This window comes from Streptomyces sp. NPDC102402 (genome assembly GCF_044765765.1).
Classification (GTDB): Bacteria; Actinomycetota; Actinomycetes; order Streptomycetales; family Streptomycetaceae; genus Streptomyces.
This window is the reverse complement of record NZ_JBIWKR010000005.1, coordinates 246,059-268,898: the sequence shown is the minus strand read 5'-3', so window position 1 is coordinate 268,898 and position 22,840 is coordinate 246,059. Positions and strand designations below refer to the sequence as shown.

The following is a 22,840-nucleotide window of genomic DNA, read 5'->3' as shown; positions in this document are numbered from 1 at the left end:
TCGCGGAGAGGGCAGGATTTGAACCTGCGTGGGTTTTGAGGCCCGACCTCGGTGTGTTGCCGTGGTCCCCGATAAGCCGCTCCGGGCACCTCTCCTTGTTCCCGGCTTCCGGTTTCCCGTGCCGTTCACGAGAACAACATTGGCAGGGGGTTCTGATAGAACGCTGACATGTCCCTGACGCGGTTGTTGAATTCCCTTTCGGTCTTCCCCTCGGTGTGGCGTCGGTGCTCTACTCGCACCAAAAGGAACACCTTCCGAAAGAGGTACGGGCATGCCCGCAACAACCGCGGACACCTCGGTTCTCGAGGCGATCCGGACACACACCCAGAGCGAGAACGCCAGCGCCTTCCTGGCGCTCAACAGCGGTAACAGCACCTTCACCCTCCCCGGTACGGACGGCGTCATCGTCTACCGCCGCACCGGCGGCTACGCGGTCCAGTTCGGTGGCCCTTTCGCCGCCCCCGACGCGTACGGCGCCCTGCTCGACGGGTTCCGCCGCTACGTGAAGGACGAGGGACTGAACCTCGTAGGGGTCCAGCTCCAGCGCGCCGATGCCGAGCGTTACGCCGAACGAGGGTTCACCGTCAACCAGGTCGGCGCCTCCTGGGCCGTGAGGCTGCCCGAGTTCTCGCTGCGCGGCACCCGCTTCATGCAGCTGCGCAACAAGATCTCGCGAGCGCACCGCAACGGTCTCCAGATCGTGGAGGTCACCGCCGAGGACTGGCAGGGCGCGATAGCGACGATCGACGAGGCCTGGCTCGGGTCCAAGGGCGGCGCGCACCAGCTGGAGTTCCTGGTCGGCCAGATCGGCGGCGAACCGCAGTCCCGGCGCCGGCTGTTCGCCGGGACGATCGGGGGCGCCCCGGTCGCGTACATCTCGTACTCGCCCGTCTACGGCGAGCGGGCCGGCTGGATGCACGACCTGAGCCGGCGCGTGCCCGAGGGCTCCCCGGGACTGATGGAGGCCATCAACGCGCACGCCATCGAGGTGTTCCGCACCGAGGGCGTCGAGTGGCTGCACTTCGGGTTCACGCCGTTCACCGGCCTCGACGCGAGCCACGAACTCGACGGACACAGCCCGGCGTTCCAGTGGCTGATGCACGCCCTGTGGGCCGAGGGGGCCGCTCTCTACCCGGCGCAGACCCAGCTTTCGTACAAGCAGAAGTGGGCGCCGGACGAGCTGATCCCCGAGTACGTCGCCTTCGACGGGACGCATGCCTCGCTCGCGGGCTTCGCCCACGTCTTCCGTGCCTGCAAGGCCTTCTGACGTACCTCTGACGTACCGCAGCACATCCCATCCATCCCATCACGACGAGGAGGCTCGCCACAGTGAGCGACAACACCCACGAGGCCACACCCGCCGAGGCCCCTGCCACGGAGGCCGGAGCCACCGAGGCCCTCCAGCACGCCCTGGTCGGGCAGCTCATGGCCATCATCGGTGCGCCCGACGACGAGGACGTGGCCCGCGCCGCGGACGACATCGTCCAGGCGCTCGACGTCCGGCTGCGCGACGCGCAGACCGCCGCGGCCTGAGCGCAGGAACGAAGGCCCGGTCCCGCGGGGGACCACGTCTCCTGTGACCGGGCCCGATCAGCCCGGCATCAGTGTCACATCAGTGCGGCACGGAACGCTGGACACACGTTCGCCCGGCGGCCGGACCGGAGCACCCCCGCGGTGCTCCTTCGGTCCTGGCGACGGGCGGCCGGCGCCCGCTTTCCGTCACCGCCCGCGGAAGCACTGTCGATCCCGGCGCCCGCACGTCCCGCAGGGCAGCGGCGCCGCCGCCCGCTTCGGGCACTTCTCCCAAGGAGAGCAACGCATGCAGCGTCCGCACGTCCAAGAAGCCCAGGCCACCGCCGCTCCCCAACAGCGCGGCGGCGCGTCGGCCACGTTCGCCGAACTCCTCAAACGCGTCAAGGCGGAAGGTCTCCTCGACCTGGACCCGCGCTACTACATAGGCCGGCTGGCGCTGAACACCACGCTCATGCTGCTCGGGTTCGCCGCCTTCTTCGCACTGGGCGACTCGTGGTGGCAGCTCGCGGTGGCCCTGTGGATGGGCCTGTGTGGCGGCCAGTCCGCCTTCATGTGGCACGACGCGGGCCACAAGGCCATGTTCCGCAACAAGAAGGCCGCCTCCGCCATCGGCTACTTCCACGCCAACTTCGTCAACGGGGTCAGCTTCGGATGGTGGGTCAACCACCACAACCGGCATCACAGCAACCCCAACCACCTGGACATGGACCCGGACATCGGCCGGCGCACCGCCATCTTCGACATCAAGCAGTACCCGACCCGGCGCGGCACGCAGAAGTTCGTCGTGCGGTACCAGAGCGTGCTGTTCTTCGCGCTCCTGGTCCTGGAGTCCTTCAAGATGCTGAAGACGGCCGTCCTGTCCATCGCCCAGGGCAAGACCAAGCGCCCAGCGCTGGAGACGTTCCTGCTGGTCGCCCGGGCGGCGATCTATCTGGGCCTGGTCTTCACCGTGCTCCCTCCCGTCCTCGGGGTCGCCTTCGTCCTGGTCCAGCAGGCGGTCCTGGGCGTCTACTTCGGCATGATCTTCGCCCCGAACCACAAGGGCATGGCGATCCGTGACGGTGACGAGGAGACCCTGGACTGGCTGGAGCGCCAGGTCCTCACCTCCCGGAACATCCGCCCGTCCCTGCTGATCGACTTCCTCTACGGCGGACTCAACTACCAGGTCGAGCACCATCTGTTCCCCGCCATGCCGCAGAAGAACCTGGCACGCGCGCGGGAACTCACCCGGGACTACTGCGCCGAGCGCGGTGTGCCCTACCACGAGGTCGGGTTCTGGGCCTCGTACCGCGAGGTCGCTTCGTTCCTGCACGAGGTCAGCGCACCGGTGAGGCGCGGTGATGTCGAGGAGCAGATCCTGCGGAACGCGGACCGCGCCGCCTGATCGGCGTTCCCCCACGGTCCCGTCCGCCCGGCCAGCCCACCGGCCGTCCCCCCACGGCCGTCTCCCGCCGGCCGTCCCCCACAGGCCTGTCCTCCCCCCGCACCCACCCCCACTCGTCAGTTCCGTTCCCCGGCCCCGGGCCCCGCACGTCCGGGTCGGGGCCGACGGGCCCGGGCGGCCACGCCCCAGGGCCTCCCGCCCGGGTCAGGGCGGGCCGCTGCGCCCGCCCCGCCCGGTCCCGCGATCCCACGACGCCGGACGCCGGCCCCGCCCTCCCCGATCCGGACGAAGCCCCATAGGAGCCACACGCATGTCCCAGACCACCACGGCGGTGAGCCACGTCTCCTCTCCCGCCTCGATCGGGGTCCGTCTGGACCGCATGCCGATCACTCCCATGCACCGCAGCCTGACCGCGGTCATCGGGATCGGCCTGCTCTTCGACACCTTCGAGAACAGCCTGTCGGGCACCATCGCCAAGGTGCTCCAGAACGACTTCGACTTCGGCGCGACCTCCCTCAAACTGGTCCTCGCCTCCGTCTTCATCGGCCAGTTCGTCGGCTCGCTGGTGCTGGGCAGGGTCGCGGACCGGTTCGGCCGGCGGCGGGCCTTCCTGATCAACCTCGCGATCTACTCGGGCTTCTCGCTGCTCGGCGCGTTCTCGCCCAACGCGGAGTGGCTGATCGCCACCCGCTTCCTGGCCGGCATCGGCATCGGTGCCGAACAGGCACTGTCCGACTGCTACATGGCCGACGTCCTGCCCGCCGCCAAGCGCGGCAGGTTCATCGCCTGGGCCTACACGATCGCGTTCTGCGGGGTGCCCGCGGTCGGCTTCGCCGCCCTGTGGCTCGTACCACTGAGCCCGCTCGGGGTGGACGGCTGGCGCTGGCTGTTCGTGATCGGCGCGCTCGGCTCGGCCGTGGTGTGGGTGCTGCGACGGCGGCTGATCGAGTCCCCGCGCTGGCTGGCGTCGACCGGCCGGACGGAGGAGGCCGACCTGCTGGTGTCCCGGATGGAGGCCCAGATCCCGGCCGGACAGCGCGCAGAGGCGCCGCCGGTCGACGACGAAGCACCCGAGGCGGGGCGCACCAGGCTGCGGGACATCTTCGCCCGAGGGCTCCGACGCCGCACCGTGATGCTGTGGATCTTCTGCTCGCTCTCGGTGGTCGGCTACTACGGCTTCGGCACCCTGGCCCCGCAGATCCTCGCGGCCAAGGGGTACGACATCGTGGCCGGCCTCGGCTTCACGGCTCTGTCCTTCCTCGGCTATCCCGTCGGATCGGCACTCTCGCTGCCCATCATCGACCGCATCGAGCGGAAGACACTCGTCGCGCTGTCCGCCGCGGCGATGGTCGCGGCAGGCATGGGCTTCGCCTTCACCGGCTCGGCCGTGCTCATCGTCACGTTCGGCTTCGTCTACACGCTGTGCAGCAACGTCTTCTCCAGCGTGTCGCACGTGTATCTCTCCGAGCAGTACCCGACAGCGATCCGCGCCACGGCATCCGGCATGGCCTACTCGCTGTCCAAACTCACCGCCGCCGCACTGCCGTTCGTGCTGCTGCCCGTCCTCGACTCGCACGGGCCCGGCGCGCTGTTCGGGGTCATCGCCGCCTCCATGGCCGCGCTGGCCGTCACCGTGCTGACGCTGGGCGAGCGCACCACCGGAGTCTCCGTGGACCGGGTCCCCGGATCGTCGTACAAACCTACTGCTTAAGAGGAGTTGACGATGACCTACGTCATCGCCCTGCCCTGTGTCGATGTCAAGGACCGCTCCTGCATCGACGAATGCCCGGTGGACTGCATCTACGAAGGCCGTCGCGCCCTCTACATACAGCCCGACGAGTGCGTCGACTGCGGGGCCTGCGAACCGGTGTGCCCCGTGGAGGCCATCTACTTCCAGGACGACGTCCCCGACGCGTGGGGCGAGCACCGCGGATCCAACACCGACTTCTTCGAGGCCCTCGGCTCGCCCGGCGGAGGAACGGCCCTCGGCGTCCTCGACCACGACTCGCCGCTGGTCGGGTCCCTGCCCCGGAAGGCGGTCCGGTCATGAGCGGGCTTCTCGCCGGCAAGCGCATCCTGGTGACGGGTGTCGTCACGGAGGCGTCCATCGCCTTCCACGTCGCCCGGCTCGCCCAGGAGGAGGGCGCCGAGGTGGTGCTCACCGGTTTCGGCCGGCTCTCCCTCATCGAGCGGATCGCCGCCCGGCTGCCCAAGCCGGTCCCGGTGGTCGAGCTGGACGTCACCGACCAGACACACCTGGACACGCTCGCGGACCGGATCCGTGACTCGGCCGACGGGCTCGACGGCCTCGACGGTGTCGTGCACTCCATCGCGTACGGGCCTCAGGGCGCCTTCTCCTTCCTCGACGGCGACTGGACGGACGTCTCGACGGCCGTGCAGGTGTCGGCGTACTCCCTGAAGTCCCTGACCACCGCTTGCCTGCCCCTGATGGAGCGGCGCGGCGGATCCGTCGTGGGGCTCACCTTCGACGCGAAGGTCGCCTGGCCGCACTACGACTGGATGGGAGTCGCCAAGGCCGCGCTCGAGTCGACCAGTCGCTACCTCGCCCGGGACCTGGGAGAACGGGGGATCCGCTGCAACCTGATCGCGGCGGGTCCGTTGCGCTCCATGGCCGCCAAGTCGATCCCCGGCTTCGGGGAGCTCGCCGAGGTCTGGCAGAGCCGTGCCCCGATCGGCTGGGACCTCGTCGACCCGGACCCGGCGGCGCGCGGGGTGGTCGCCCTGCTGTCGGACTTCTTCCCGCGTACCACCGGGGAGATCGTCCACGTGGACGGCGGGGTGCACATGACGGGCGCGTGACGCGCACGAAGCGGAAGGGCCGGCGTCCCGGGAACCTGTCCCGGGACGCCGGCCCTTCCGCATCGTGCGGCGGCTAGGCGGTCGCCCCGCCCGGCAGGATCCGGCGGAAACCGGTGTACGGGGTGAGGGCCTCGGGGATCAGTACCGAGCCGTCCTCCTGGACCCCCTGCTCCAGCAGGGCGGCCACGGTGCGGCCGACGGGCAGGGCCGAACCGTTGAGGGTGGCGGCCGGCCCCTTGCGTCCGTCGGCCCGCTTGTGGCGGATGTCCGCCCGGCGGCCCTGGAAGGTGCCGCAGTCGGAGACCGAGGAGATCTCACGGTAGGAGCCGCTTCCGGGCAGCCATACCTCGATGTCATACGTCATCCGGGCCGAGAAGCCCAGGTCGCCGGCGGGCAGCAGGACGACGCGGTACGAGAGTTCGAGGAGGCGCAGGCACTCCTCGGCATGCCCCACCATGAGTTCCAGTTGCGCCGGAGCGTCCTCGGGAGCGCAGACGCGGACCAGCTCCACCTTCTCGAACTGGTGCAGGCGCAGGATCCCACGGGTGTCGCGCCCGTAGGCGCCCGCCTCGGCGCGGAAGCACGGGGTGCGCGCGGTGAAGGCGTACGGCAGGTCACGGGCGTCCAGGAGCTGCCGGGCCACCAGGTTGGTGAGCGGCACCTCGGCCGTGGGGATCAGGAAGAGCTCCCGGTCGCCCACCCGCGTTCGGAAGAGGTCGTCCTCGAACTTGGGCAGCTGGCCGGTCCCGGTCATGGTGTCCCGGCTGACGAGGAACGGTACGGAGTACTCCGTGTAGCCGTGCTCGCGGGTGTGCAGGTCGAGGAAGAAGTCGGTCAGCGCCCGCTCCAGCCGGGCACCGGCGCCACGGCCGACACTGAAGCGGGACCCGGAGAGCCTGGCGGCCGCGGGGCCGTCCAGGACGGCGAGCGACTCGCCGATGTCGGAGTGGTGCGGGGCGCCCTCGTCGAGCCGCGCCGGGCCCCAGCGGCGGATCTCCACGGCCTCCTTCTCGGAGTCGCCGTCCGGCACCTGGTCCAGAGGCACGTTGGGGATGCCGAGCAGCAGCTGGGAGAGGTCGTCGCCCGCGTCCCTGGCGGCGGCCTCCGCCTGCTGGACGTCCGCCCGCAGCGCACGGGCGGCTTCCTTCTCCTCCTCGGAGGGCGGCCCCGTGCGTCCGCGGGTGCGCGAGACGCGGTTCAGCTCCGTACGCAGCCGGGTCACGTCGGCCTGGGCCTCGGACCGCCGGCGCACCGCCGTCTCCAGCGCGGGAAGGTCGAGGTCGTAGCGGCGACGGGCCAGCCGACGTACGGCGGCCGGCCCGTCCTCGAGCAGCTCGGTGGGATCGTGCATGACGGACTCCTCGGATAGGAGAGACGACGGCCGGGGGAGCCGGCCGCGGTGAGGTGGTGGGTGCCCAGGTGGCGCGGGCCCCGGAAAGCCGGTCGGGGCGGACGGCTCCGGGCCGTCCGCCCCCACACGTGCTTCCGGTGCCGGCCCTCTGGGCGCTCAGGCCGGAGCGATGGCCAGCGCCGTGTTCTGGCCGCCGAACCCGCACGAGTTGCTGAGCGCGAGATCGATCGGCATCGACGTGGCCGACTGGGCGAGCTTGATGTCGATCCGCCCATCGGGGATGACCAGGCCCGCGGTCGGCGGAATCATCTCGTGCTCGATGCTCAGCACGGCGAACGCCGCCTCGACCGCGCCGGCCGCGCCGAGCAGATGTCCGGTGACTCCTTTCGTGGAGGTGACCAGCGGGTCACCCTGCAGGGTCCGCTGGATCATGCGTGCCTCGGCGAGGTCGTTGAGCGGTGTCGACGTGCCGTGGGCGTTCACGTGCTGCACGTCGTCAGGATCCGCGCCGGCGTCGGCGAGAGCGGCGCGGACAGCCGCCTCGATGCCGGCGCCGTCCGGATGCGGCGACGTCATGTGATGGGCGTCCGCGGTGGCCCCGAAGCCGATGATCCGGCCGTGGACGTGCGCACCGCGGGCCCGGGCGTCCACGACGCGTTCCATGACGAGGATCCCGGCCCCCTCACCGGCGACGAAGCCGTCCCGGTCGGCGTCGAAAGGACGTGATGCCGAGGCCGGGTCGTCCTCGCGCCGTGACAGCGCGCCCATCTGGGCGAAGCCGGCCATGACCAGCGGAGTGATCATCGCCTCGCTGCCGCCCGCCAGCACCACGTCGCAGCGGCCGAGGACGAGCAGGTCCCGGGCCATGCCGATGGCGGTCGCGCCCGAGGCACAGGCGGTGGCCACCACCAGGTTGGGCCCGGTGGCCCCGAACTCGATGGCCGTCTGCCCGGCCAGCATGTTCGGCAGCTGCATGGGCAGCAGCAGCGGGGACACCCGGTCGGCGCCCTGCTCCCGCAGCACATGGTGCTGTTCCTCGACGGTGCCGGGGCCGCCGTCCGCGCACCCCAGCACCACTCCGACCCGAGCTCCGTCCCAGGTGGTCGGATCGAGACCTGCGTCGGCCACCGCCTCGTGCGCGGCGACCAGGGCGAACTGCACGAACCTGTCCAGGCGGTGTGCCCGCCGCGCGCTGAGCAGAGAGTCGGGATCGAAGCCGGGGACGCGGCAGGAGAGACGTACGGGGTTGTTCGCCAGCACCGGGTCGAGGGCGGCGGCCGGCCTGCCGTCGCAGACCGCCGCCCAGCTGGGCCCGACCCCGATACCGCCCGGGGTGACCAGGCCGAGCCCGGTGACGGCGATGTCCATGCCGGCCATCAGACCTTCGCGCTCCGCTCCTCCATGAGCCGGACCATGTCGGCCACGGTTTCGGCTTCCAGGAGGTCGTCGTCGCTGACGTCCAGGTCCAGTTCGGACTTGAGCAGCAGCGACAGCTCCACCACGGCCAGCGAGTCCAGCTCGATGTCCTCCCGGGTGGCTTCCGGGGTGATGGCCTCGGGCGACACCTTGAGCTTGTTGGACAGGATTTCCTTGAGCTGCTCCAGCATGTCGGATCCTTTCGAAGGCGTACGCGAAACCGGCGTACGTGACGGGTGTACGCGAATGCGTACGAACTGGCGTACTGCACACACGGCCGGTGGTTCCGCGGTCCGTCAGACCGCGTGGACCTCGGGCCAGACCAGGGTGGTCGCGCCCCAGGAGAGGCCCCCGCCGAACGCGGTCAGCAGCACCCGCTGCCCGGCGGTGAGCCGGCCGTCGGCGGCGGCCTGGGACAGCAGGAGCGGGATCGAGGCCGCACCCGTGTTGCCGACCTGCGCGATGTTGGTCAACTGCCTCTCGGCCGGCACTCCGAGGCGCTCCGAGACCGATTCGAGGATGCGGGCGTTGGCCTGGTGCGCCGCGAACTGGTCGACGTCCTCGATCCGCCACCCGGCCAGCTCGGTCGCCTTCAGGGAGGCTTCGGTCATGCGCTCCACCGCGTGGCGGTAGGTCTCCCGGCCGAGCATCTGGAAGAACTGGTCCTCCGGCGCGGTCACGGGCCCGGACGAACGCTGGCGGGAGCCGCCCGCCGGTACCTCGATGAGATGGCTCAGCTCGCCTTCGCTGCCGAGGACCAGCGGTCCGACCGCGCCCGGTTCGCCGGCCTCACCCTTGCGCAGCACCACCGCACCCGCACCGTCCGCGAAGATGACGCACGTGGTGCGGTCCTCGGGGTTGATGATCGTGGTGAAGGCGTCGGCGGCGATCAGCAGCACGCTGTCGGCGACCCCCGCCGCGAGGAGCCCGGACGCGGTGGCGAGGCCGTAGAGGAAGCCGGAGCAGACGGCGGCCACGTCGAACGCCGGCACCTGCCCGAGTCCCAGCCGCGCGGCCACCTGGGGGGCGGTCGCGGGGCACGGGTGGTCGGGTGTGGTGGTGGCCAGGACGACCGCGCCCACCCGCTCGTCACCCGCCGACTTGAGGGCCCGCAGCCCGGCCTCGACGGCCAGGTCGGAGGTGGCCGTGCCCGGCGCGACCATGTAGCGCTCGGCGATTCCGGTGCGTGAGCGGATCCACGCGTCGGAGGTGTCGAGCCGCTGGGCGAGGTCGTCGTTGGTCACCAGATCGGGAGGTAGGTACGCCCCGATCCCGGACACCACCGCGGCGCGCCCCCCGCTCATGCGCCGGCCCGCGGACTGCTGAGGGCCTCGAGCGGGAGACCCATGTACGCCATCCGGGACTCGGCCATCTCGTCGGTCCACTGCTCGGCCATGTCGTAGCGCTGCTCCGGCGTCGTGTCGAGCATGCGGACGCCCGGCCAGATCTCGTAGTCGCCGATCCTGTCCGCGTGCTGGGCCATGCCCTTCTGGAAGAGCTCCTCGCGGTGGATGACGAACTCGCGGTCGGGGATCTCGTCCCAGAGCTGAACACCCGACCGCAGGATCTCCAGGAGACGCGGGCGGTACTCGGGGTGCGCGGCCACGTGGTCCCGCAGGATCGTGCTGGCCACCGTGAGGTGCCGGATCTCGTCGATCGCGGTACCCCGGGAGATCTCGCCGGTGGCCGGCGAGAGCGGCGTCCACTTGCGCTCGCTCAGCTCGGCCGCCGGGGCGAGCACGCCCTCGATGACGATGGCGAACACGGCGACGCCGCCGGCGAAGTCCGCCTGGTCGCGGACGATGTCGAGGGTGAAGTCCACGACCGGGTCAAGGACCCGCCTGCGGTAGTCCGCGGCCATCTCGTCGATGTCCTTGAGGAGCGTCTTCTCGGGGATCCCGAGCTCCACCAGGTGGTTGCGGAAGACCCGGGCGTGGCGCGCCTCGTCGATCAACTGGGTGGAGTAGAACTCCATCTCGGGAACGCCGGGTGCGATGGCGACGTAGTGGCCGAGCAGCCGCGTCGCGATCTCCTCCGACAGTCCGCGGAAACCGAACTCCAGGACCAGGGCGTCGCGCAGCGGGCCCGGTTCCTTCAGGAAGTCCGGGACGACGGCGTCGACGTGGTGCCCGGTCTCGCCCCGGTCGCGCAGCGTGCCCTGCGCCACCGACGTGAACCAGTAGGCGAGGTCGCACTCCTCGGGGCCGAGGGTGAGCTCCTTCGCGCCGTCGAGCAGACCGGGAGCCTTGTCCCAGTCGGCCTCGGGTGCCACAGAACCGGTCATGACGCGGCCGCCTCCTTCGCGGGGTGCAGGGAGCCGGCGAACAGCTCGCCGGCGTAGCTGAACAGGGGATGGCCGTCACCGGTCCTGGCCCGGACGACGTGGCCGAGCAGCAGCTCGCTGTCGCCCGCCGCGTGCGCGGAGTGGAACCGGCAGGTGTAGTGGGCGAGCGCCCCCGCGATCAGCGGCGCCTTCGCGTACGAGTCCGCCGTCCAGGCGAGACCCGCGAACTGCGCGCTGCCGTCGGGACGGCCGCTGTTCGCGAAGCGGGCCGCGACGTCGGCCTGTTCGCCGCTGAGGACGTTGATCGCGAACCGCCCCTCCTCGGCGGCGAGCCGCCCGAAGGACGATCCTGCCCGCAGCACGACCCCCACCAGCAGGGGCTCGCGCGACACCAGGGTCACGGTGCTCGCCGTGGTGCCGTGCAGCCGCTCCTGCGGCCCGACCGTCAGCACCGACACAGGGGAGGCGAGGTGGTACAGCGCCCGTCGCCGCTCGGCCGGGTCCTGGCGCACGGGACGCCGCAGAGCGCGTACCTCGGTGGCCGCGGTCATCGCACGGCCTCCTGCTGCCTGGGGGCGGGCTTCGCCGGGACGTGACCGACCGGGACCGGCTCCGTGGCGTGACCGACCGCCTTGGGGTGTGCCAGCCCCAGGTCGTCCAGGAGCCGCAGATAGCCGGGCTGGCGCACCGGCTCGAAGGGCAGCGCGAACGACTTCATGAAGTTGCCGAACAGGCCGCGGTCCCCGAAGAGATGGAACGGCAGCACCAGCAGCGCCCACTCCGGCTCCACCAGCCAGCACCACAGTGCGGCGACGGCGGCCTGCGTGATCAGGCTGTGCATCACGTTGTAGAGCACGTAGTACGTCTTGGAGATCGGCCGGCCGCCGCTGCGTTTGAAGGCGATGGCGCCAGGGATGTAGCCGATCAGGTCGATGTAGAGGAAGAGGACGATCGCGACCCACCAGCGGATGTCGCCGAAGTGGGCGATGATCAGGCCGGTGGTGACGGCGAGACCCACCAGGTACTCGGCGCGGTGCAGCGAGTACGTTCTCGGTGTCTCGAAGGGATTTGCCTGGTCCATGGTCAGCTCCTGCGGGCGGTGCTAGGCGCCGACGGCGGCGGGCTCGGTGAGGTCGATGCCGCCCGAGATGCGGACGGCGGGGAAGAGGCCGGTCAGGGCCCACGCGACGGTCTCCTTGATGACCCGCTCGGCGATCGGGTCGAGGATCCCCTCCAGGCTCGGGATGCCGAAGTCGAAGTCTGCGTCGAAGCGGACCGCTACGTCGTCCCCCTGCTGCGTCAGGGCCCAGGTGCCGGTGAAGGAGTCGAAGTCCCCGTCGGACTGCTCGAAGCGGATCTCACCCAGCTCCGGCAGGAAGACGTCGTCCTCGGTCCACCGCAGCAGGCCGCTGCGGAAGTGCAGCTCCCAGCTGGAGCTGGCGTCCGCGGCCGGGTAGGTGGCGTGCACGGTGGTCGCCTTCACATGCGGCGCCAGTTCGGGGTACCGCTCCCAGCGCCGTACGGCGTCGAAGACCGCCGTGCTCCGCTCCGCGGGTATCAGTGCTTCGAGCTCTACGTGACGCACGATCAGTTACCGCCTTCCGGCATCTTGGCCGCGCCCCGGACGAGGTCGCGTGTGGCCAGGTCGAAGGAGTTCAGGAGGAACTCCACATCGGTGTCGCTCATCACGGCGGGCGGGGTGAACCGCACCACCGAGCTGCCGTTCATCGAGTGGTTGGCGACCACGCCGTGGTTGAACAGCTCGATCAGCAGCTCGCCGGCCAGTCCTGCCTCGACGAGCTCCACGCCGATGAGCAGTCCACGGCCGCGTACGTCCACCACGAGTTCGGGGATGTTGCGGTACGCGATCTCCGCTATCCGCGGCAGCAACTGGGCACCCAGGTCCATGGCCCGGGTGATCAGGCGCTCTTCCTTCATGGCGCGGATCGCGCCCTGTACGGCCGCCATCAGGACGGGCTGTCCGGAGAAGGTGGCGGTGTGGACGTAGGGGTCCTTGTCGAAGGGGCGGAAGGCCTTGCGGGTCGCCACCGCGGCGGAGACCGGCATCACACCGCCGCCGAGCGCCTTGCCCGTGAGGAGCACGTCGGGCACCACGCCCTCGGTGTCGGCGCCCCACCACTCACCGAGCCGGCCGAATCCCGACTGCACCTCGTCGAGGATCAGGAATCCGTCGTGAGCGCGCACCAGTTCCTCGACACGCTTGAGGTAGCCGGCGGGCGGAATGATCACGCCACCCTCGCCCTGTACGGGTTCGAGGATGACGCAGACCTCACCGGGGTGGGCCGCGAGCTCCGCCTCCAGCGCCTCGGTCTCGCCGAACGGGAGGTGCTGGAAGTCCGGTACCAGGGGCCGGAACGGCGCCTGGTAGACGTCCTTCGCCGTCGCGGACAGCGCGCCCAGCGTCTTGCCGTGGTACCCGCCCCGCATCGAGATGGTCCGCTTGCGGCCGCCGGCCCGGGCGAGCTTGAGGCCGGTCTCCACCGCCTCGGCACCCGACAGCGCGAAGTGCACGCGGTCCAGGCCCTCCGGCATCACGGAGACGAGCGCCTCGGCGGCGCGGGCCACGGTGGGCTCCAGCAGGATGCGCGTCGCGGTGGGGTGGGTGCGCAGCTGGCGCTCCACCTCCTCCATCACGATCGGGTGGCGCGCGCCCATGATGAAGACGCCGTAGCCGCCGGCGTTGAGGAAGCGCTCACCGTCGCTGGTGGTGAGCCAGGCGCCCTCGGACGCCGTCTCCATGTGGCTGCCGAAGAGTTCGGCGAGGGTGGCCCGTCCCTTGCTGAGATGGGCCCGGTACAGGCCGAGGATCTCCGCCTCGGTCTCGGCGGGTGATTCCTGGATGACGGTCACGGATCTCTCACTCCATAAGTCGTGGGGGCTGCCGCTCGCTGCCCGTGGGGGGATGGCTCAGGACAGGACCAGCGCGCCGCCGTCGAAGTAGGTGAGCAGCGGCTCCGCCGCGGCGCCGCGGCCCGGCGGGTGGAAGGCGAGGGCGTGCACCGCTGCGGCGGCCTTGCCGTGTCCGGAGTCGACGATGAAGTCCAGCCCGCCGAGGAGCTCGAGCGCCTGGGCGGCGATCGCGGGCAGCGACTTCTGGACGGTGTAGCGGGCGACGAGCACCCGGGCGACCGACTCCTCGTCCGCCTCCGGGCCGATCGCCCGCGCGACGCCTTCGAGGAGTGCCAGTGCGGCGTCCATCTCGATCGCGAGGGAGGCGCGCTCCTGGACGGTGCCCCGCTCGCGCTCCAGGACCTTCTCGACGAGCGCGGCGGCCCCGCCCGCGTACCCGGCGGCGATCAGCATCTCGAACCAGACGAAGCCGGCCGTCTGCAGATCGTCCAGCCGGTGCGGGTCGTCCGCCCCGGCGCGTACGACCATGTCCGCCGGCACGAACACGTCCGTCAGCCGGACCTCGTCGCTCTCCGCGCCGGCGAGCAGCTCGTTGCCCCAGAAGGGGTGGACGGACAGCCCGGGGGCGTCGGCCGGCACCAGCGCGAGTGCCAGCTCGGCCGTGCCGTTCTCGTGGTGGATGGCGACGCTCGCGGTGAGCAGATTCATCGAACCCGAGAGGCTGCACGGCTTCTTCGCGCCGGAGAGCAGGTATCCGCCGTCGACGGGCCTGGCCGTCACCGCGGGGGTGAGGATGTTCTGTGCGGTGCGGCCCTCCGCCCAGCCGGAGGCCATCACCTGCTGGTCGGGGACGATCCGCTCCAGGAGCCTGGTCTGCCCGGGGGTGAGCCTGCCCTCCTTGACGGCGAGCGAGTAGAGCATGGCCGCGGTGAAGTGGTGCATGGAGACCGCCGCGACGAGGGACGGGGACACGGCGCCCAGCGCCAGCTGGACGCGCAGCGCGTCCAGCGGGGCCGCGCCGTGGCCTCCGTACTCCTCGGGGATCAGCAGACCGACTCCACCGTGGATGCGGAAGAGGTCGATCACCGGGCCGCCGGGCTTCTCCCGGTCGGCGTAGGGGGTCTGCTCGATCTCCTTGAGCAGACCGGGGTGGAATTGCTCGCACACGGCCCGAGCAGTATCGAGGGAACGCACGGGGATACCTCCGGAAGGCGGACGGGGCGGGGCGCTCAGGCGCCGAAGACCGCGTCGTAGGGGCTGATGTCGCGGGCGATGCTGACCCCTTGGACGTGCGAGGTCTTGAGCATCGGGTAGTTGGCCTCACCGAAGGCGCCGCCGGTCCGGCCGGTGCCGCCGTGGCTGGGCAGGTACGGCAGGAAGCCGATGTGGGAGTCGTTGACCTTCAGCAGGCCGCCGTTGACGACGCGCCGTACGAAGGTCTCGATGACGTGGTCGGAGCGGGACCACAGGGAGTTGCGCAGCCCGTAGGAGTTGGAGTTGACGAAGCGGAGGAAGGACTCCAGCAGGGCGTCGTCGTTGTCGCGCTCGGGCACGACGATCGGGATGAGCGGGAAGAACGTCTCCTCGCGCACCACGTCGAAGGTGCGGGCCCGGTCCAGGCCGTCGACCCGCAGGACGGTGGGCTGCAGGAACACGCCCGTCTCCGAGGGCGTCCCGTCCAGCTCCGTGCGGTGACCGCCGGTGACCAGCGAGGCGCCGTTGTCCAGGGCCTGGCGCAGCAGCCGGAAGAACCGCTCGCTGCGGCGCACCGGCGACAGCAGGACGTCCTCCTCCTCCGGAAGACCCGGCCGGATGCCCTTGACCTGCTCGCGCACCTCGGCGATCAGCGCCTCGGCGATGTCGGGGTGGACGAGCACGTAGTTGGGCACCATGCAGATCTGCCCGGAGCCGAAGAAGGACTCGGTGATGGCCTCGGCCGCCCACTTGATGTCGGCGTCCTTCCACACCACGATGCCGTCGTTGCCGGCCAGCTCGAGGATCGGCTTCTTGCCGTGGGCCACACACCGCTGCTCGAAGCGCAGGCCCTCCTGGCTGCCGCCGATGTAGAAGATGTCGTTGATGAGCGGGTCGGCGATCCAGCGGTCCATGGTCTGCTTGGGGTTGCTGCACACCGCGTTGAGCACGCCGGGGGGCGCGTCGATCTCCTCGAGCAGCGGGGCCACGATGTCGCGCAGCAGCCACATGGTGCTCAGCGCGATGCTGCGCGGCGCCCTGACCACGACGCTGTTGCCGGCCATCAGTGCCAGCACGGACAGGGCGGCGCTGGGCAGCGGGGCGTTCTGCGGCGGGTTGAAGGCGACCACACCGTCCGGCTGGCGCTGCAGGATCAGCTTGCGGCCCGCGTACTCCTTCTCGACCCGCATCTGCTTCAGGTACCAGCGCAGACTGCCGGGCGCGTAGATCTGGAGCAGGCAGCTCAGTTCCCAGCGGGCCAGCTTCACCGGGTGGGACTCGGCGACGAGCATCTCGAGGAACTCGTCCTGGTGCTTGATGAGTTCCTCGCGGAACCGGGTGCCGAGCCGCATCCGGCGCTCCAGCGGGACGGCCGCCCAGTCGGAGGCGGCGGCCGCTGCGGCCTGCGTGGCGAGATCGATGGCGTCGTCGTCCGCGATGGCGCAGCGTCCCACGACGTAGGGGTGCTGGGCCGCTTCCGACTCGGGGTCCTGCTCCAGGGTGCGCTTGAGGCTCACACTGGTGAACACGTCTTCCAGCAGGGAGCGCCCGCTGACGGTGTAGACCCAACCGTCCCCGGCGACGTCCTTGCCGGCTATGTAGAGGTCGTAGCTCTTCAATCCGGAAGGTGCCGGAGCACTCTCCTCCTGCGCAGCTTCGCGAAGCATCATCAGCCTTTCCGAATATCGGAATGTGGGAACGTGTCTCGTGTCGGTCATCCGGTGCGGGGCGTTCCGCGGTCGAGCGATGGTTCGGGGAATTGATGTTCGAAGCAAAACGATCGTGGCAGCCGAATCTGACCCGGCGCTGACACCGGACTGATCCAGCCACCGGCCGGACGGGCCGTCAGCGGGGCGTCAGTCGCCGCTGCTTGCATGACCGGCATGCCACCTGCCGAGATCACCGTGCCCCAGCGGCTGCGCGAACTGCCGCGCACCGAGCTCGCTGACGAGATCGAGACACTCGTCGTGCGGAAGTTCAAGGCCGTTCTCCTCATGGACGAGTCGGAGGACCTTCCGGTCGACATCAGCTACTTCGACCTCGGCCTCACCTCGCTGCGACTGACCGAGATACGACAGAGCCTCGAACAGCTTCTCGACCTGTCCATCAACGTGAACGTGCTGTTCAACGAGCCGACGGTCACCCATCTCGTGAACCACCTGGCCGACGCCCTGTCCGCCCCGTCCGCCCACTGACCGATCAGGCCCAGGACCCAAGGAGTCGTTCCATGCCGCGTACGGAATCCGACACGGAAGAGACGAACCGGGCGCCGGCGCAGGCGCCCGAGCCGATCGCGATCGTCGGAATCGGTCTGCGATTCCCCGGCGGCAGCAACTCGCCCGACGAGTTCGACGCCTTCCTGCGCGAAGGCCGCAGCGGGATAGGTCCCATACCAGGCGACCGGTGGGACGTGGCCGCGTTCACCCCCGAGACGCCGGAGGACAAGGGGAAGATCCACACCTCGGCAGGCGGCTTCCTCGACCGCATCGACCAGTTCGACGCCTCCTTCTTCAACATCTCGCCCAAGGAGGCCCAGTACATGGACCCCCAGCAGCGGATGCTGCTGGAGACCGCCTGGCAGGCCCTGGAGCACGCCAACATCGACCCGGCGCCCCTGCGCCGCGGCAACGGCGGCGTGTACATAGGCGCCAGCTCCATCGACTACTCGATGGAGCTGGACTCACTGCCGTACGAGGAACTGGAGGGCAACCTCGCCTCCGGCATCACGATGTTCCCGCTGTCCGGCCGGCTGTCGTACTTCCTGGGCTGGCGCGGCCCGAGCATGAGCATCGACACCGCCTGCTCCTCCTCGCTGGTCGCGCTCCACCTGGCCGTGCAGGGACTTCGCGCGGGCGAGTCCGACATCGCCCTGTGCGGCGGGGTCAACGCCCTGCACCACCCCCGCACCTCGGTGATGTTCTCCAACGCGCAGATGCTGTCCCCGGACGGGCAGTGCAAGACCTTCGACGAGGCCGCCGACGGCTACGCCCGGGCCGAGGGCTGCGGCGTCGTGGTGCTCAAACGCCTCAGCGACGCGACCCGGGACGGCGACACCGTGCTCGCCCTGGTACGCGGCACCGCCGTCGGCCAGGACGGCGACAGCGCCGGCCTGACCGTGCCCAACGGCCCCGCGCAGGAGAAGGTCATCCGCACCGCCCTCGCCGCCGGCCACCTGGCCCCCGAGGACATCCAGTACGTCGAGGCGCACGGAACCGGCACCCCGCTGGGCGACCCGATCGAATTCGGCGCCATCGGCGACGCCTTCGCCGACTCGCACACCAAGAGCGCCCCGCTGCTCGTCGGCTCGGTGAAGACCAACCTGGGCCACATGGAGCCGGCCGCCGGCATCGTCGGCGTCATCAAGACGGTGCTCCAGATGCGGTCCGGCACGGTCTACCCCCACCTCAACTTCCACACACCGTCCGGCCGCATCCCGTGGGACCTCTACCCGGTCCGGGTGCCCACCGAGTGCGAGCCCTGGAAGGCCGAGGTCCGGCGCGCGGTCGTCAACAGCTTCGGCTTCGCGGGCACCATCGGCGCGGCGGTCCTGGAACAGGCCCCCGCCCCGGCCGTGCCGACGGCCCCGGACACGGCGCCGACCGGTGTCCCGATGTTCACCCTCTCGGCCAAGAGCGCCGCCGCCCTGAGCGCTCAGGCCCGCAACTACACGCAGCTGCTGGACGAGCGGCCCGGCCTCCCGCTGGACGAGCTGTGCTACACGGCCAACGTCTCCCGCACCCACCACCCCTACCGTGTCGCGGGACCCGTCGCCGACCGTGCGGCGCTGGAGAAGATCCTGGTCAAGGCCGCCGAGGAGAAGCACGAGGGCCCCTCCGGCATCCGCAGGACCGCCTTCATGTTCAGCGGCCAGGGCTCTCAGTACGCGGGCATGGGAGCCTCGCTCTACGAGAGCTTCCCGGTCTTCCGCGAGCAGGTCGACCTGTGTGACGGGCTGTTCGCCCCCCACCTGGGCCGCTCCGTGGCCGCGCTGGTGCTCGGCACCGCCGACGACCCCGAGGCGATCGACCGCACCGAGTACACCCAGCCCGCCCTCTTCACCCTGGAGTACGCGCTCGCCAGGCTCTGGATGTCCTGGGGTGTGCGCCCCAACGTCCTCATCGGCCACAGCATCGGTGAGGTGGTGGCCGCTGCCGTGGCCGGTCTCTTCAGCCTGCCGGACGCCGTGAAGCTCGTCGCCGCACGCGCGCGGCTGATGCAGGCGGTGAGCACCCCGGGCGGAATGGCCGCGGTGTCCGCGTCGGCCGAGGACGTCGAGCCCCTCCTCGCCGGCCACCCGGACCTGTCCCTCGCGGCGGTCAACGCCCCGGACCAGTGCGTGGTCTCCGGCGGCTCCGACGCCCTCGACGAGATCGTCGGACTCCTCCAGGAGCGTGGCACCCGCGTCGACCGGCTGGCCGTGTCGCACGCCTTCCACTCGCCCCTGATGGCCGAGGTCTACGACGGATTCCGGGCCGCCCTCGACGGCATCACCTTCCACGAGCCCGCCATCAGCCTCATCTCCAACGTCACCGGCCGGCCCGCCCGCCTCCGCGAGATCGGCACCGTCGACTACTGGGTGCGGCACATCGGCGAACCCGTACGCTTCCTGGCCGGCATCCGCGCGGTGGCCCAGCGCGGCCGGCACGCGCTGATCGAGATCGGACCGCAGGCGGCCCTGACCGCCCTCGCCCGACGCGGCCTGACCGCCGAGGACCACGTGTGGCTGGCGAGTCTGCGCCGCCGCGACCGCTCCACCGGGACCCTTCTGACCGCCCTCGCCGAGTACTACGCCGCGGGTCTGCCGGTCTCCTGGGCCGACTACCACGCGGGCCGCCCCGTCGCCGCCAGGACGTCCCTGCCCACCTACGCCTTCCAGCGCAAGCGCTTCTGGCTGCCCTCGGTCAGCCCCAGGCGCGCGGGCGCGGCCGGCGGCAGGTCCCGCCACCTGCTGCTCGGTACGGAGGAACGGTTCGCCTGCGGAGTGCGGGAGTTCACCGCCGAGTTCACCGCCGACGACCTGGGTGCGCTGGCCGACCTCGCCGACGGGGACCGTACGACGCTGCCGACCGGCGCCTATGTCGATCTGCTCCTCGCGCTCCAGGACGCGGTCAGCGGGCACACCCGGGCCGCGGTCCGTGAGCTGAGTCTGCTCGCCCCCCTGGACGTGACCCCCGAGGCCACCGTGGCCCTGACGACCCGGTGGCGTCCGCGCCCCGAGGGCGGGGCGGACGTGCAGGTCTTCACCCTCGTCGGTGGCGAGGAGAACATCCACGCCACCGCCCGGATCGCCGGTGAGCGCGAGCCGGTCGTGCCGGTCTCGGAACTCGCGGAGCTGGACGCCGAACTGACCCCGGCCGGGCAGCACATCGACGACGAGGACATCTACACCGACCTGGCCTCCGTCGGCCGCCCCCACGGCCCGCGCATGCGCATGCTGCTGCGCGCGTCACGGCACCGGGACGGACTGGTCACCGGTGAGCTCACCGGCCGCGACACCACCGCGGTCGAGCACGTGCCCGCCGAACTCCTGGAGGCCGCGGTGCAGGCCTCGGTCGTCCTCGACCCCGAGGGCCCGGTCTTCGTACCGCGCGAGATCGCCTCCGTACGCCACTTCAGGAAGCCCCGCGGGGAGCAGCTCCGGGTCCTCGCCCGCGTCCACGGTGACCAGGACCGCCGGGTCGCCGACATCCTCCTGCTGGAGAACGGCGACCCGGTCACCGAACTCCTCGGCGTCCGCCTCGCCCGGCCCGAGGGCCGGACGGGCCGCCGCCAGTTCCTGCACCGGCCCGAGTGGGTGCGCAGGGCCCTCCCGGCACAGCCCGACGCCGTCGGCGTGCGCCACCTGCTGCTGCTCGACCCGGCCGCCGCCCGCGCGGCCGAGGCGACCGGCCGGCCCGGACTCCAGGTGACCTGGCTGCCCGACGCCACCGAGCTCAAGGCGGCCCTCGACGACCCCACGGTCACCGATGTCTGCCGGGTCTGGCGGCAGCTCCCGGGAGCCATGTCCGCTGAGCGGATGCGGGCCGAGTGCGAGGAGAACTACCGCGAACTGCTCGCCCTGGTGGCCGCGATGGACGCCGCCGGCCAGGCCCGGCCGCCCCGGCTCTGGCTGGTGACCGAGGGCGCCCAGTGGCTCCCCGGAGACCCGGCCGGCGACGGCGGGCACCTCGCCGCCGCCACCCTGTGGGGCTTCGGCCGCGTGCTGCTCACGGAGTACCCGCAGTACCGGGCCACCCTCGCCGACCTCGCCCCGGGCAGCGACCTCGAACCGCTGCTCGCGGAGTGGGCGGCCGAGACCCCGGGCGAGTACCAGATCGCGCACCGGCCCGGCAGGCGCTACGTCCGCAGGCTCCTCGCCGGCGACGCGACGCTCACCTGGAAGGGCGGCTACGAACTGCGCGCCCCCGACTCCGGGGACCTCTCCGACCTCGCGCTGGTGCCGGCCGCGGAACGCGTGCCGGACACCGACGAGGTCCAGGTCGAGGTGCGTGCCGTCGCCCTCACCGACCGGGACGCCCGCACCGCGCTGGACACCGGTCGCGCCGAACGGGAGGAGGAGGAGCCCCCGCCGGTGCTGGGCTCCCTGGCCACCGGCGTGGTGCGCGCGGCGGGCGCGGGATCCGGCTTCGCCGCGGGCGACGAGGTCCTCGTACGGCACGACGGGACCCTGCGCTCCACCCTCACCGTCCCGTCCGCGTCCGTCGTGCTCGCGCCGCACCCCGAACCGCACGACGGAACCCGGCACTTCCGCCTGGACGAGACGGGCGAGGCCCTGCGGACCGCCCTGACGGACCCCGTCGCCGAGGTGTGGCTGGATCTTCCCGGCGCGTACGACGACGAGCCGGCCGCGCCCGCCGAGGGCACCGACGCCGCACCCGAGGCGGCCGTGCGCCCCGACCGGACCTACGTCGTCACCGGCGGGCTCGGCGGCCTCGGCCTGGTCACCGCCCGCAAGCTCGTGGCCCTGGGTGCCCGGCGCCTGGCCCTGGTCAGCCGCAGCGGCAAGCCCACCGACGAGGCCGCGGCGGTGCTCGCGGAGCTCGCCGAGAGCGCCGAACTCGCCCTCGTCCGAGCTGACGTGAGCCACCCGGAGGGGGTACGCGCGCTGGTGGAGGAGCTGGCGGCCGGACCCCACCCGGTGGGCGGGGTCGTGCACGCGGCCGGCTCCTACGACAAGAAGCTGATCGCCGAACTGACCTGGGAGTCCATCGACGCCCAGCTCGCCGCGAAGGCGTACGGCGGCTGGCTGCTGCACGAGGCCGCGCAGAACTCCTTCCCGGAGCTGGAGTTCTTCGTGACGTACTCGTCGATCGCCTCCGTCCTCGGCGGCGCCACCCAGGGGCACTACGCGGCGGCCAGCGCCGGTCTCGACAGCCTCGCCGAGTGGCGCACCAGGCAGGGACTGCCCGGCCTCTCCGTCAACTGGGGTGCCTGGGCCAGGGTCGGTATGTCCGCCCGGCTGGAGGAGCACCTCAGCCGTGAGATCGAACGCAGCGGCGTCCGCTTCTTCTCGCCGACCCGGGCCCTGGACACCCTGGCCCGGCTGTGGGGCGGCCGACCGCGCACCCAACGGGTGGTGGGGGAGTTCGACTGGGACCGCTATGTGGCAGGCAGCGCCACCGGAGACCAGTTCTACGACCGTCTCGCCCGCCAGGACACTGCCGCCGACGACGGCTTCGACGCCGCTTCGCTCGGTGCCCTGCCGGCGGCGGAGCGCAGGGCCCTGATCACCCAGGTGGTCCGGGAGAAGGTCGTCGCCGTCCTCCAGATGGAGGCCGACGACGAGCTCGACGAGTCCGCCGAGTTCGTCTCGCTCGGCCTGGACTCCCTGATGGCACAGACCGTCAAGTCGGGTCTGGAGCAGGTCTTCCGGCTGCCGCTGGCCGCCTCGATCACCTTCGACCACCCGACGGTGCGGCAACTCGCGGCCTTCCTCGACGGGCAGCTGTGCCCGGTGCCCACGGCATGACCGCACGACTCGTCCCGG

The 22,840-nt window shown here is 71.2% G+C and carries 19 protein-coding genes and 1 tRNA gene; 8 read left to right on the top strand and 12 right to left on the bottom strand.

Annotation, left to right across the window (positions count from 1 at the left end; translation table 11 throughout):
• Positions 1–3: 3 nt before the first annotated feature.
• A tRNA-Cys gene (locus ACIRJR_RS17795) sits at positions 4–95 on the bottom strand.
• A gap of 176 nt (positions 96–271) precedes the next feature.
• On the opposite strand from ACIRJR_RS17795, the gene ACIRJR_RS17790 reads away from it, so the two are divergent.
• The 6 genes from ACIRJR_RS17790 (at position 272) to fabI (ending at position 5,737) form a co-directional block, all read left to right on the top strand.
• Entirely contained in the window at positions 272–1,267 is a 996-nt protein-coding gene (locus ACIRJR_RS17790) for a DUF2156 domain-containing protein (RefSeq protein ID WP_403781016.1), read from the top strand.
• A 62-nt stretch (positions 1,268–1,329) separates the two neighbouring features.
• Positions 1,330–1,533 (top strand): hypothetical protein, encoded by a 204-nt coding sequence (locus tag ACIRJR_RS17785; RefSeq protein WP_403781013.1) that lies wholly within the window; start codon positions 1,330–1,332, stop codon positions 1,531–1,533.
• A 286-nt stretch (positions 1,534–1,819) separates the two neighbouring features.
• Positions 1,820–2,917 carry a fatty acid desaturase family protein gene (locus tag ACIRJR_RS17780; protein ID WP_403781010.1) on the top strand — a complete coding sequence of 366 codons (1,098 nt, stop codon included), beginning with the start codon at positions 1,820–1,822 and terminating at the stop codon, positions 2,915–2,917.
• Between the two features lie 310 nt (positions 2,918–3,227).
• Positions 3,228–4,628 carry an MFS transporter gene (locus ACIRJR_RS17775; RefSeq protein WP_403781007.1) on the top strand — a complete coding sequence of 467 codons (1,401 nt, stop codon included), beginning with the start codon at positions 3,228–3,230 and terminating at the stop codon, positions 4,626–4,628.
• Between the two features lie 12 nt (positions 4,629–4,640).
• Positions 4,641–4,967: a ferredoxin gene (gene fdxA / locus ACIRJR_RS17770; RefSeq protein ID WP_403781004.1), complete on the top strand. Its 327-nt coding sequence runs from the start codon at positions 4,641–4,643 to the stop codon at positions 4,965–4,967.
• The gene (gene fabI, locus ACIRJR_RS17765) at positions 4,964–5,737 is read left to right on the top strand and encodes an enoyl-ACP reductase FabI (RefSeq protein ID WP_403781001.1); all 774 of its coding nucleotides are present in this window, start codon (positions 4,964–4,966) and stop codon (positions 5,735–5,737) included. The genes fdxA and fabI overlap by 4 nt, the downstream gene beginning before the upstream one ends.
• A gap of 73 nt (positions 5,738–5,810) precedes the next feature.
• Here fabI and serS read toward each other — a convergent pair whose 3' ends face one another.
• From serS to ACIRJR_RS17710, 11 genes are all read right to left on the bottom strand, one after another.
• A complete protein-coding gene (gene serS, locus ACIRJR_RS17760; RefSeq protein WP_403780998.1) occupies positions 5,811–7,088 on the bottom strand; it encodes a serine--tRNA ligase in 1,278 nt (425 codons plus the stop codon).
• A 156-nt stretch (positions 7,089–7,244) separates the two neighbouring features.
• The gene (locus ACIRJR_RS17755; RefSeq protein WP_403780995.1) at positions 7,245–8,465 is read right to left on the bottom strand and encodes a beta-ketoacyl-[acyl-carrier-protein] synthase family protein; all 1,221 of its coding nucleotides are present in this window, start codon (positions 8,463–8,465) and stop codon (positions 7,245–7,247) included.
• Complete coding sequence (locus ACIRJR_RS17750; RefSeq protein ID WP_010983730.1) at positions 8,465–8,695, bottom strand: phosphopantetheine-binding protein; 231 nt, start codon at positions 8,693–8,695, stop codon at positions 8,465–8,467. Before ACIRJR_RS17750 ends, ACIRJR_RS17755 begins: the two co-directional genes overlap by 1 nt.
• Positions 8,696–8,800: 105 nt before the next feature.
• Complete coding sequence (locus ACIRJR_RS17745; protein WP_403780992.1) at positions 8,801–9,808, bottom strand: beta-ketoacyl-ACP synthase III; 1,008 nt, start codon at positions 9,806–9,808, stop codon at positions 8,801–8,803.
• Positions 9,805–10,788, bottom strand: a complete 984-nt coding sequence (locus tag ACIRJR_RS17740; RefSeq protein ID WP_403780989.1) for a VlmB-like protein — start codon at positions 10,786–10,788, stop codon at positions 9,805–9,807. The genes ACIRJR_RS17745 and ACIRJR_RS17740 overlap by 4 nt, the downstream gene beginning before the upstream one ends.
• Complete coding sequence (locus ACIRJR_RS17735; protein WP_403780986.1) at positions 10,785–11,339, bottom strand: flavin reductase family protein; 555 nt, start codon at positions 11,337–11,339, stop codon at positions 10,785–10,787. The genes ACIRJR_RS17740 and ACIRJR_RS17735 overlap by 4 nt, the downstream gene beginning before the upstream one ends.
• The gene (locus ACIRJR_RS17730; protein ID WP_403780983.1) at positions 11,336–11,869 is read right to left on the bottom strand and encodes a hypothetical protein; all 534 of its coding nucleotides are present in this window, start codon (positions 11,867–11,869) and stop codon (positions 11,336–11,338) included. The genes ACIRJR_RS17735 and ACIRJR_RS17730 overlap by 4 nt, the downstream gene beginning before the upstream one ends.
• A 21-nt stretch (positions 11,870–11,890) precedes the next feature.
• Complete coding sequence (locus tag ACIRJR_RS17725; RefSeq protein ID WP_403780980.1) at positions 11,891–12,373, bottom strand: type II toxin-antitoxin system RatA family toxin; 483 nt, start codon at positions 12,371–12,373, stop codon at positions 11,891–11,893.
• 2 nt (positions 12,374–12,375) lie between these two features.
• Positions 12,376–13,659, bottom strand: a complete 1,284-nt coding sequence (locus ACIRJR_RS17720) for an aspartate aminotransferase family protein (RefSeq protein ID WP_403780977.1) — start codon at positions 13,657–13,659, stop codon at positions 12,376–12,378.
• Between the two features lie 57 nt (positions 13,660–13,716).
• Positions 13,717–14,853 carry an acyl-CoA dehydrogenase family protein gene (locus tag ACIRJR_RS17715; protein ID WP_403780974.1) on the bottom strand — a complete coding sequence of 379 codons (1,137 nt, stop codon included), beginning with the start codon at positions 14,851–14,853 and terminating at the stop codon, positions 13,717–13,719.
• 35 nt (positions 14,854–14,888) lie between these two features.
• Positions 14,889–16,520 carry an aldehyde dehydrogenase family protein gene (locus ACIRJR_RS17710; protein ID WP_403781922.1) on the bottom strand — a complete coding sequence of 544 codons (1,632 nt, stop codon included), beginning with the start codon at positions 16,518–16,520 and terminating at the stop codon, positions 14,889–14,891.
• 216 nt (positions 16,521–16,736) lie between these two features.
• Between ACIRJR_RS17710 and ACIRJR_RS17705 the strand changes: the two genes are divergently transcribed.
• Positions 16,737–17,048: an acyl carrier protein gene (locus tag ACIRJR_RS17705; RefSeq protein ID WP_403780971.1), complete on the top strand. Its 312-nt coding sequence runs from the start codon at positions 16,737–16,739 to the stop codon at positions 17,046–17,048.
• A gap of 32 nt (positions 17,049–17,080) precedes the next feature.
• Positions 17,081–22,822 carry an SDR family oxidoreductase gene (locus ACIRJR_RS17700; protein ID WP_403780968.1) on the top strand — a complete coding sequence of 1,914 codons (5,742 nt, stop codon included), beginning with the start codon at positions 17,081–17,083 and terminating at the stop codon, positions 22,820–22,822.
• Positions 22,823–22,840: the final 18 nt, after the last annotated feature.